Source organism: Clostridium rhizosphaerae (genome assembly GCF_016765585.1).
GTDB classification, from domain to species: domain Bacteria; phylum Bacillota; class Clostridia; order Clostridiales; family Clostridiaceae; genus Clostridium_AT; species Clostridium_AT rhizosphaerae.
This window is the reverse complement of sequence record NZ_JAESWC010000009.1, coordinates 176,620-188,355: the sequence shown is the minus strand read 5'-3', so window position 1 is coordinate 188,355 and position 11,736 is coordinate 176,620. Positions and strand designations below refer to the sequence as shown.

The following is an 11,736-nucleotide window of genomic DNA, read 5'->3' as shown; positions in this document are numbered from 1 at the left end:
ATATAATTTATTTTTCTATAATCTTCTCCAGCTCGCTTCTCGAAGCATTTTTTACGCTGGGAAAATCTTTAATAAGCTTATTAATAAAAGCTTTCTTTAGTGTATTTGAGTTTATATAATCATTTTTTATTATGCTCAAAGCTGCCGGGTATGGATTGCCTTTGTCTGCAGCTACCTTAAGATTTTTTATATACTGAACCTCCTTAGCTGTAAAGCTTGACTTATCAAATTTAAGAGCCTTATCTGCAGTTTCAGCTGCTTTGTTTATATCGACAGCTAATAATCCTTGTGATAAGGATATATACTTAGCCGAGTTTTCTTTATCTACGCTAATGGCTTTTTCATAAGCCTCCTGAGCAGCTTTAAAATCCAGCAGTTCTACATAATTATCTCCAAGCCTTGCCCAAGCCAGACTATGATTAGGATTTCTCTCAACGGCCAACTTACATACTTCTTTTGCTTTATCAAATCGATTCATTCCACTATATATGGTTTCTGCGTCCAATAAAGGATCTATATTATTGGTATTCTTATCAGCGTAAGCCAGCAAACCCTTTACTCTTATATTATCATCCTCATCTTTTAGAGTTATTGGCTTGATAAGCTTATTGTACTGCTTCCATTTATTATTCATGTCTTCCTGAAGCTGCTTTTGGTATTCTTCAAGGCTTACTCCTGATGCTTCCTTAAAAGCAGTTTCAAAATTGCTTTCCTTGGTCTTTAATATTATCTGACTGATTGCATTTTCTCCTTTAAGAGCTATGAGTCTATTCACTGCATAATGCGCCTGCTCATATACCGTATATTTTTCATTATTATATTTATTCCAGTCTTTTATATCCTTAAGCTTGCTAAACTCAACAATACTAGTAGGCTCATTTCCACGCTCACCACCAAATGCCATATACTCAGCAATACCTTCATTAAACCAGTCCGGAATAGAATCTCTTTCAATTTTATTTTTATCTAGAAATTGCCCAAATTTATAATGAGAATACTCATGCAGCAAATAATGCTTAAAGTTTCCATTCTTTAAATTAAAAGCTAAAATGTCACTATAGCAATTTTCAACAAAAATATTTATTGTCTTGTTATTATAATTATACAGTCCTGCATAGTCTGATGAATCCTTATTAATAGATTTAAATACATCTTTGTCATAGTCAAACTTTATAGTAATGGGAACATTTTCAACATTTTTAAATATGCTTGAAGTTCGTGTTTCTGCTTTATCCAAGTAAAAGTATACCAGGTCCAGTGCAGGCTCTATGTCTTCCTTATAATATATTTCAGCATTGTTATGTTTTACGGTTTTAAAAAGCTTGTTATAAGCTTCCGTTTCTTTTTTTGAATTCATACTTTCTCTTACAACGTTATATACTGAGGAACTTTTATTATCATTTAGTATCTTAAAGTTTTTACTCTCAACGAAAGAGATGCAAGCTACAAGTATTACTGCAGTAATACAAAGATTGTAAAACTTCTTTAAAGCTCCGCTGTTTCTCTTTCTATTCTTTGCAATCCCCCTTATACCTATGACAAGCATAAAAATACAGGCTAATAGCATTGCTGCACTAAAAATAATACTCCCCTTGAAATTCAGAAAAATTGAAATTAAAAATGCAGTAAGAATTATCAAAAATTCCACTATAATTTCCAAAATAAATTTTATTATTCTCATAAATGCCTCTATCCCCAATCAGCCATCACAGCCTTATTGCAAAATTATCAAATTCAAAAGTTCCCCCAACCTGTCTTAGTAACCCATTAGATTCTATTGAAATAAAGGCTTTTCTCATTTCTTCTATGATTTCAACATCAATATTCAATGAGTTGTGTGCCGGTAATATTCTCTTTATATTGTCTAATTTGCTTACCCTATCTACAGAAGCCTTAAAATCCACAGGGCTTGTACTTGGATAATTTGCATATAAAATTCCCTCGTATATTAAATCACCGCTGTATAAATATCCTCTATCCTCTTCCAAAAGGCATATATGTCCCGGGGAATGCCCCGGAGTATGTAGAACAGTTATTTTTCTTAAGCCTATATCTATAGTATCCATATCCTTCAAACTCATTGAGGGCTTTCCCCTATAAACCTTATAATTATCGATGCTGAAACCTTCAGGAAGTTCTCTTGTGAAGGGTTCCCTTATAACATTGCTTTTTATAATATCTATTGGTAGAGGAAGTCCATTTACAAGCCAGGCTTCATCAGCTTCATGAATAAGAATATCATCAAACAAAGCATGTCCGCCTATATGGTCCCAGTGAGCATGTGTTGTTATAACAACAACGGGCAGTGAAGTAAGCTTTCTAACCTCCTCCCTTATATCTCCTATACCGAGACCGGTATCGATAAGTGCCGCTTTATCTTTTCCAATTAAAAGATAGGAATGCATTTTTTCATAATGTCCATATTCGCTTATAGAATAAGTATCTTCATCAATTTTTTCTATACTAAACCAATTATTCACTTCTGCTACCTAAGCCTTTCTGCATAGATAAAGTCCATGCTGACTGTAGCCCATTAAACTTGAGTCATTACAAGTCATCAAGTGAAACTCCATCCACTTATTAAACTCTTCATCAGTAAACTTATTAATAATATCTCTAAGTGTTCCTACCACGCCATCAGAAGCAATATTATCAATTTTATTTACATTAAAGCTGTCCATTAAAGCTTCCATCTCAGCATAAGTGGAGTAATAAAAACAATCCTCTTCATTATTAAATTCAAGACCGGTTTTAGCAATATTCCAAAGTCCGGCATTATTTATATTCTGGGCATTTCTATGTATATAATTAACAAAGGTAGCAGCTCTGTTTATATAAGCAATTGCCAAAACACCGCCCGGTTTTAGTACTCTTAAACTTTCCCTAATACATTGTTTCCTTTGCTCCTCACCAGTTAAATGATAAAGCGGACCAAGACATAAGACTGCATCAAAAGAATTATTCTCTATTTTCTTCATATCTAAAGCATTGCCCAGTAATGGATTCAGCTTTAAGGTCTTTCCTGCCGCTTTTTCCTTCATTATATCAACATGCCTTGGCGTAATATCAAGTGCAGTAACTTCGCAGGCCTTTTCGGCAAAATGAAAAGAATATCTTCCTGTGCCTGCCCCAACCTCTAAAACCTTAGAAGTCTTATTTATAAACTTGTCTAAAAAATGTACTGTAGTTATAAATTCTATTTCATGTGCCTTATCCTTAACAAGTCTGTTATCCTCATCATAAGCGTTGTAGTAGTTTAATATCGTCTCCATTTTCATCCCCCATTCCCTTATAGTAACTTTAATGCTGTCTATTAATTTTAAGAAGCTTCCACTTCCTTCCTCTCATTACTTATATTATACCCATTATTTCATTTTTCTGTAAAATAAAACTTCTTAAGAATATATCTTCTTAAGAAGTTTTATATATAAATATTTTTATATGCAAATATTAAGGAAGCTTATTTCCTGCTGCTCTATATATTTCGTACCATTCTTCTCTTGAAAGCTCGATAGAAGATGCTTTACATATATCTTTAAGACGCTTTGCATTTGTTGTGCCGGCTATAGGCTGAATCTTTGCAGGATGTCTTAGTATCCATGCAATAGCAATGGATGTATTAGGCACGCCTTTTTCTTCTGCTATTCTATTTATTACACTATTTAGCTCAGGGAACTTATCATTATCTAAGAATACACCTTCAAAAAAGCCATATTGGAATGGTGACCAAGCTTGAATAGTAATATCCTTAAGTCTGCAGTATTCAAGCACACCGCCATCTCTGTTTATTGCAGGATCAATTCTCATATTTACGTTAAGTCCTGCATCAATCATCGTTGTATGCATGATGCTGAACTGAAGCTGATTTATTATAAGCTTTTGCTTTACATACTTACTTAAAAGTTCAATCTGCATTGGGTTTTGATTGCTTACTCCAAAGTGTCTTACCTTTCCATCTTTATGAAGAATATCAAAAGCTTCTGCAACCTCTTCTGGTTCCATAAGAGTATCTGGTCTGTGAAGTAAAAGTACATCTATGTAATCAGTTTTTAATCTTTTTAGGCTTGCATCAACAGAATTTAGTATGTGCTCCTTTGAAAAATCAAAAAAGCCTTTTCTTATTCCGCATTTTGTTTGTATTATAAACTTCTCTCTAACACTTGGCTTCATATCTACAGCAGCTGCAAAAACCTCTTCAGACTTTCCTCCGCCGTATATATCTGCATGATCTATAAAATTTATACCTTCTTCTAAGGCTGTGTTTACAAGATTAGCAGCTTCCTTAATAGGCATTTCTGAAATTCTCATGCAGCCCAGTGAAATTTGAGAAGCATTTATTGCTCCATTTCCTATGCTAATGTTTTTCATTTAAATCACTCTCCTTCTTTTATATAGGTTATACCATATTACTATTAATATCATCAATATTTATACATATTAATTAACATAACTTTCAAATATAGTTTTGATAAATATAAAAATTGCTAGTCTGATTTTTATCAGATTAGCAATTTAAAACTTACTATTTTATTATTTCTTTATATAAAGTCTATGTATGCACACACTACAGCCGCTTTCGATAGTTTGGATAACTTCACAGCCAAGACTACTATTAAAGCCTTCTGCCAAAGCATTATCACAGCCACATTTAAATTCTTCTTTTGCTAAATCGTTTGCAAAATTCTTTGCAAAACAAGCTGAGTTTTTAACGTAAACTTCATCAACTCCATTTTTAACGATGTTAGTGATATTTCCTCCTGAGAAGATACCTGCCAAGTCTTCAAGAGAATTGCTTCCTCTTTCCTCTGCAAGCTTTATGCCTTTATTATACAGATTCATACTTAAATTGCCAACATAACTTTCCATTGATGTCCCCTCCCCATAGGTTATAAATGATTTTTCTTATAAGTATATCACTTTTATTCAGACTTGTATAAATATTTTAACTATTTAAAATATAAAAAATGCGCATATCCTTTTTGTAAGATATGTGCATTGATTATACGCAATTCCTAGGAAACTATTTGTTTGTCCTGCTCTAATATATGCTCGTCTATCCATTTAGCTATAAAATTAAGTATTTCCATTATATACTCATCTTGGTTTACATCTATTTTGCTTAAGTCTGTATTATTGATAGTATTTATAAAGTCTTCATGATAAACCTTGTGAGATAAGAACTTTTTGTAGCCTATACTTTTCATATACTCTTCTTCACAATTAAAGTGAAATACAGTATAATCCTTTAATTCACCAAGTATATTTACAATCTGATCATATTTGTCTGTTCTAAAATCATTAACTAATAAGTCGTAAGCTCTTTCAGCAATTTCAAATAATTTCTTGTGTTGGTCGTCAATCATCTCAACACCTAAAGTATACTTTTCATTCCATCTTAACATTAAGATATCCCCCATTTACCTTTATTGTAAATTTGTTATAAATATAACATATATAATATAGCAACTCTGTTTATTATTATCAATATAAGTCTAAAACAATTGAAATAATAACTTACAGAGTGCAATCTGTACTCTGTTTTATTTTGTCAAAATTTTTTAAAGGAAACTATTGACAGATTCCTTCTACAACTGTAGAATAAAATTATATTCTACAGTTGTAGAGGAGGTGAAAATAATGAAGGATATGCCTAAGATTTCTGATTCTGAATGGGAAGTTATGAAAGTATTGTGGGATAAATCCCCTTTAACCTCAAGCGAGATTGTTGAAATGCTTAAACCTGCTACAAAATGGAGCCCTACAACTATCTATACCTTAATAAGCAGGCTGGTAAATAAAAAGGCTATAGGAATAAAAGAAGGTTCTTCTCCTTATATCTGCTATCCTTTAGTATCCAGGAAGGATTGCTCTAAAAAAGAATATTCCTCTTTTATAAAAAAAGTATATAACGGCTCATTAAACCTTATGCTATCAAACTTGGTTGAAGAGCAGGATCTATCAGAGGAAGATATAGAAGAGCTTAAAAAAATTCTTGATAAGAGCAAAGATAGGGGATGAAACAATGAGAAATTTAACAGCTATTTTTGATTGGATAGTGTTCTCCTCTACTGCTGCCGTTATTTTAACAGGGGCCATCATTTTTATAAAACGCCTTATGAGAGACAAACAAAGTGTAAAGTGGCACTATTATATATGGTTTATATTAGTGATAAGATTGCTTATTCCTTATGCACCTCAAAGCCCTATAAGCATATTTAACACTGTAACTCCTGCTGTCCAGAGTATGTATTACTCTGAAAGCAAAGTATTAAATGAGAAGCTTCCAATAAATAATAATGTTTCAGATTTAAGTCTTAAGGATGATTATATAGTTAATACCGCTTCTCCTTCAGATATGCACAATAATTCTTCAAGCAGCTCTTTAACAAAAATGAACTTAAAGCTTTATTTTATGTTTATTTGGCTTTTAGGGGTAATAACCTTTACTATATATACCTGCTATATTAATCTGAGGCTTTTATTAAAAACTAAAAAGAGCAAGCCCACAGAAATTACTAATATTCGTGGAACTCTTGAACAATGCAAACTTTTAATGGGTATACAAAAAGATATTCCAGTTTTCTTAGAAAGCTATGTAACTTCGCCTTCAATTTTAGGCATAAATAAACCTGTTTTACTTCTTCCTAAGGATATACTAGACAATATAAATGATAATGAATTAAAACATATTTTTCTGCATGAGCTGTCTCATTACAAAAGAAAAGATAATGCCATAAAATATGTAATCTTATTTTTGAAAATGATATATTGGTTCAATCCTGTTATCTGGTATGGCTTTTATAAAATGCAGGAAGATTGCGAGCTTTGTTGTGATTATGAGGCAATGGAGTACATGAGTAAAGAAGAGCAGCTAGAGTATGGATATACGATCTTACATATGCTTAAAATATCCTCAGCACAAAAGCGTCTTTTAGGGGCAGCAGGACTATTATCAGGGAAATCCAATATAAAAAGGAGAATAGTTATGATATCACAGTTCAATAAAAAATCATTTAAATTTTCTGCAGCTGGGTTAGTCATAATATCATTATTAAGCTTTGCTCTATTTACCAATGCAAAGACAAATACTGCACATGCAGATAGTTCTATAAAGGAAAATGTAAAGGCTCTTACAACAACTCTCAGCAGTAATTCAATTGATGTAAAGGACATTAAGGGGAAAAACTTTAATGGCAAGCTGATGACTATTTCAAATCCTAATAAAATTTCTGTAGCTTACAGCTTAAAAGATTTAAAGGCCTACAAAACAACAAGCCAGATTGCTAAAGAAGAAAATGCATCGGCGGCTATAAATGCGGGAAGTTTTACAATGGATCAAACACCTTACGGCTTCATAATGAAAAATGGAAATGTGATCAACAATGATTCAAAGGATACTTCTAAAAAATTTCCTACAGCAGGATTGACTAAAAATGGTCTTTTAGTAGTTGGAGATTACTCTATAAATGAGCTGAAAAACAATGATGTTAGAGATGCTGTTGTCAGTGGACCAGCATTAATCATAAACGGAAAGTCATTAGATACCTCAAACATAAACTTAGGTATTAACCCTAGAACCGCCATAGCTCAAAAAAGTGACGGCACAGTACTATTCCTTGTAATTGACGGAAGATCAAAAAACTCTATTGGTGCTTCAGTTAAGGATGTCTCAGAAATACTTTTACAAAACAATGCTTATAATGCTTGTCTTTTAGATGGAGGCAGCTCATCAACTATGTATTATAACGGAAATGTAATCAATCATCCCTGTGATGCGAGTGGTGAAAGAAAAGTTCCATCTGCATTTGTAGTACTTCCTTAATATAAGTAGTGTACTAAAAAAATAAAACTCTTATGCTGATATTTTTAAAAGACAGCATAAGAGTTTTTTTATTAGAAGTGATATTTATTTTTAACGTTTAATATTATCTAGTTCATTTGCCACTCTTTCAACAACGTCATCTAAAGAAACAAGCTCAATATCGCTTGAGTTTCTGAGCTTAAATTCTACAACTCCTTCATTTATCTTCTTCCCTACGGTAATTCTCATAGGAATTCCGATTAAATCCGCATCTTTGAATTTAACTCCTGCCCTCTCGTCTCTGTCATCCATAAGTACATCAATACCAAGCTTTCTAAGGCTGTTATAAAGCTCCTCAGCTATTCTCATCTGCTCGGCATCCTTTGTTACTACAGGTATTATAATAACCTTATAAGGTGCAACTGATAATGGCCATATTATCCCGTTTTCATCATTGTTCTGCTCAATTATTGCAGTCATAGTTCTATTTAGTCCTATACCATAGCAGCCCATTATTAGAGGCTTCATTTCTCCATTTTCATCTATAAAGTTTGCTCCCATAGACTTTGAATACTTGGTTCCAAGCTTAAAAATATGCCCTACCTCTATGCCTCTTGCAATAGTAAGCGGTTTACCGCATTTAGGACATATATCCCCTTCAACTGCTTTTCTGAAGTCACCAAGCTGTCCTTCAAAGTCCCTTCCGTAGTTTACGTTTATGTAGTGATAGCCTGTATCGTTAGCTCCAACTATCATATTATATAATTCAGCTACTTCTCTATCTACAAGAAGGCAATCAACTTTTATTCCTATTGGCCCTGCAAAGCCTACTGCTGCAGAGGTAGCCTTAAACACTTCTTCAGCATCTGCCATTCTAAAATCTACAGCTCCGCCTAAAGCATTAATAACTTTTATTTCATTAACTTCTCTGTCCCCTCTTACCATTACGGCAACAAGTTTTTCATCTGCTTTAAAAATAAGTGTTTTGGCAAATCTCTTAGAGTTTGTATTAAAAAAGGCAACTAAATCCTCAATAGTTTTTGCCTCCGGAGTTTCAACCTTGGTAAGAGGATTTAGCTCTTCCTTTTCAAGGATTTCTGGAGTTCCAGGAGCTTTTTCCATGTTCGCTGCATAATCGCAGGAGGTACAAAAAGCTATTTCATCCTCGCCTATTTCAGACTTAATCATAAACTCAGCTGAACCTGAGCCTCCCATTGCTCCTGAATCAGCCTCAACACAATTTGCCTCTAAGCCGCAGCGTTTAAAAATCTTATGATAAGCTTCATACATTTTATTAAAGGAAATATCAAGTCCTTCGTTATCCTTATCAAAGCTGTAGGCATCCTTCATTAAAAACTCTCTTGACCGCATAATTCCAAAACGAGGTCTTCTTTCATCTCTATACTTGGTTTGTATTTGATATAGATTTAAAGGAAGCTGCTTATAAGACTTTATCTCATTTCTTGCTATATCAGTAAAAACTTCCTCATGTGTTGGTCCTAAGCAGAATTCTCTTTCGTTTCTATCCTTAAGTCTGAACATCTCAGGTCCCATAGTATCCCATCTTCCTGATTCCTTCCAAAGCTCTGAAGGCAGAAGAGCCGAAGCCAAAAATTCCTGTGCTCCTGTATTGTCCATTTCTTCTCTTACAATCTCTTCAATATTTTTCAAAACCTTTAAGCCCATAGGCATATAATTATATATCCCTGAGGCCATCTTCCTCATAAGTCCAGCTCTTAACATAAGCTTATGGCTTTGTATCTCAGCTTCTGCTGGAACTTCTCTAAGCGTTGTCATTAGTGCTTTTGATAGTTTCACTTCTATCCAACCTTTCCTTAATAAATAATATCTATTATACTACAAACTTAATATATAATGTAAAAGTTCTAATACATAATAATCATAAATCCCCTGTGGGTATTTGATATTTTATTGCATTATTTATAAAAAAACTCCGATGGTCAGAAACCCACCGGAGTCTATTATATTTACTTATCTAAAACATAAGGAACTGTTACAACAGCTATATGCCTGTCTTTTAAAAGCTGATGTCTTAAAATTGTGCTTGTCTGGTTATGGAATATATTTTCCCACCAGTGTCTTACTAAAAACTTTGATATTACAACTGTTATAATGTCACCCGGCTTGCTTTCATGCTCCTGTGATTCAACGTACTTAACTAATGTATTTACTATATCTCTATATGGCGAATATTTTACTACTAGTTTTATTGATATTCCACAATCTTTCCACTTTGCCTGCAGCTTTTTAGCTTCTTCTAAATTAGTGCTGACATGAAGTGCAACAATTCTTTTTTCATCGCACAAGTGCCTTGCATAATTAAGTGCTTTAAAGGAAGATTTATTAAGTGAATCTATGGGAACTATAACGAAATCCTTAACTTCAACCGCCCTTACCTCTTTCTCTATTTCAGTTGTACTCAAGGTAAGTTCATGTGCAATATTGTCATAATGATGCTTAACAAGCTTCATTAGTATTACAAAGGTTGGAATTAATAAAACAATAATCCATGCACCATCTACGAACCTTGTAATACCTATATTTATAACTGTTACAAAGGTAACTAATGCACCCAAACCATTAATAAGAGCTTTATGTCTCCAGCCCTTGCTTTTTAATCTTATCCACCTTATAAACATTCCGCTCTGTGATAGTGTAAAGGAAATAAATACACCAACAGCATATAGAGGAAGTAATAAATGAGTCTCACCTCTAAATATTACAATAAGCAAAGATGACAAAAGCCCAAGCAAGATTATACCATTGGCAAAAGAAAGTCTTGAACCTCTCTTTGTAAACTGTCTCGGCATATACCTGTCTTTTGATATTATGGACAAAAGCAGCGGTAAATCGCTGAAGGCTGTATTTGCTGCCATAGTTAGAATTAACATCGTAGTAATTTGAACTACATAATACATAAAAGTTTTGCCAAATACCTGCTCTGTTATTTGTGAAAGCACGGTAATTTCTTTTTGAGGAACAGCGTGATAAACAGTTGCAAGTAAAGAAGTCCCTCCGAAAATAAATAAAACTGTAGCTGCTAATAAGAATAGCGTTCTTTTAGCATTTTTCTGAGAAGGCTCTCTGAAATTTGGAATTCCATTGCTTACAGCTTCTACCCCTGTTAATGCTGTACAACCTCTTGAGAAGGCCTTTAATAATAAGAGTAAAGTTATGTTTCCTGTTGCTTGACTTATTTGAACTGTTTGAGCAGGAACAATACCAAAAATATAAACTTTGACTAAGCCATAAATAATCATTGTTATCATAGAGATTATAAATAAATATGTGGGCACGCCAAAAATATGCGAGGACTCTCTTATTCCTCTAAGATTTCCAATAGTCATTAATATTACTATAGCAACACTTATGACTACAGTATAAGGCAAAAGCGACGGTACTGCTGAGGTTATGGCGGCTGTTCCTGCACAGACACTTACGGCTACCGTCAATATATAATCTATTAATAATGAAGCACCGGCAGTTAATCCAAAATTGTCACCTAAATTATCCTTTGCAACTATATAAGAACCTCCGCCGTTAGGATAAGAATCTATAGTTTGCCTGTAGGAGAATACTAATATAGAAAGCAGTGCAACTATTGACAGAGCTATATAGAACATCTGCTTATAAGCTAGTACTCCTATCGCAGGAATTAAAATCCAAAGTATTTCTTCCCCCGCATAAGCTACTGACGAAATAGCATCACTTGATAATATGGGCAATCCCCAAAATACATTAAACTTTTCTCCTGCCAGTTCTTCGTTTTTTAGCGGTTTTCCTATTAGTACACTTTTTATTTCTGTAAGCAAGATAATTTCCCCCTATAATTTTGATTGTTATAAAAATCGATTGTCCTATACAAAAAGATAGACCAAAGCAAAAGCTTTGGTTTACCTTTTTTATCAAGAGAA

General features: G+C 33.4%; 10 protein-coding genes. 2 read left to right on the top strand and 8 right to left on the bottom strand.

Features of this window, described 5'->3' with window-relative positions; genetic code table 11:
• Positions 1-7: 7 nt before the first annotated feature.
• The 6 genes from JK636_RS14930 to JK636_RS14905 form a co-directional block, all read right to left on the bottom strand.
• Positions 8-1,681, bottom strand: coding sequence for a hypothetical protein (locus tag JK636_RS14930; RefSeq protein WP_202749814.1), 1,674 nt, complete (start codon positions 1,679-1,681; stop codon positions 8-10).
• Positions 1,682-1,706: 25 nt separating this feature from the next.
• The gene (locus JK636_RS14925) at positions 1,707-2,480 is read right to left on the bottom strand and encodes an MBL fold metallo-hydrolase (protein WP_202749813.1); all 774 of its coding nucleotides are present in this window, start codon (positions 2,478-2,480) and stop codon (positions 1,707-1,709) included.
• Positions 2,481-2,489: 9 nt separating this feature from the next.
• Complete coding sequence (locus JK636_RS14920; RefSeq protein WP_202749812.1) at positions 2,490-3,272, bottom strand: class I SAM-dependent methyltransferase; 783 nt, start codon at positions 3,270-3,272, stop codon at positions 2,490-2,492.
• A 178-nt stretch (positions 3,273-3,450) separates the two neighbouring features.
• Positions 3,451-4,368, bottom strand: a complete 918-nt coding sequence (locus tag JK636_RS14915; protein WP_202749811.1) for an aldo/keto reductase — start codon at positions 4,366-4,368, stop codon at positions 3,451-3,453.
• Positions 4,369-4,530: 162 nt separating this feature from the next.
• Positions 4,531-4,866: a hypothetical protein gene (locus tag JK636_RS14910; protein WP_202749810.1), complete on the bottom strand. Its 336-nt coding sequence runs from the start codon at positions 4,864-4,866 to the stop codon at positions 4,531-4,533.
• A gap of 146 nt (positions 4,867-5,012) precedes the next feature.
• The gene (locus tag JK636_RS14905; protein WP_202749809.1) at positions 5,013-5,402 is read right to left on the bottom strand and encodes a bacteriohemerythrin; all 390 of its coding nucleotides are present in this window, start codon (positions 5,400-5,402) and stop codon (positions 5,013-5,015) included.
• A 235-nt stretch (positions 5,403-5,637) separates the two neighbouring features.
• Here JK636_RS14905 and JK636_RS14900 point away from each other — a divergent pair, with 235 nt between their 5' ends.
• Positions 5,638-6,018, top strand: coding sequence for a BlaI/MecI/CopY family transcriptional regulator (locus JK636_RS14900; RefSeq protein ID WP_202749808.1), 381 nt, complete (start codon positions 5,638-5,640; stop codon positions 6,016-6,018).
• A gap of 4 nt (positions 6,019-6,022) precedes the next feature.
• A complete protein-coding gene (locus JK636_RS14895) occupies positions 6,023-7,822 on the top strand; it encodes a M56 family metallopeptidase (RefSeq protein WP_202749807.1) in 1,800 nt (599 codons plus the stop codon).
• Positions 7,823-7,912: 90 nt separating this feature from the next.
• On the opposite strand, the gene JK636_RS14890 is transcribed toward JK636_RS14895, so the two are convergent.
• Positions 7,913-9,619, bottom strand: coding sequence for a proline--tRNA ligase (locus JK636_RS14890; protein ID WP_202749806.1), 1,707 nt, complete (start codon positions 9,617-9,619; stop codon positions 7,913-7,915).
• Positions 9,620-9,789: 170 nt separating this feature from the next.
• Positions 9,790-11,634: an APC family permease gene (locus JK636_RS14885; protein WP_202749805.1), complete on the bottom strand. Its 1,845-nt coding sequence runs from the start codon at positions 11,632-11,634 to the stop codon at positions 9,790-9,792.
• Positions 11,635-11,736 lie beyond the last annotated feature (102 nt).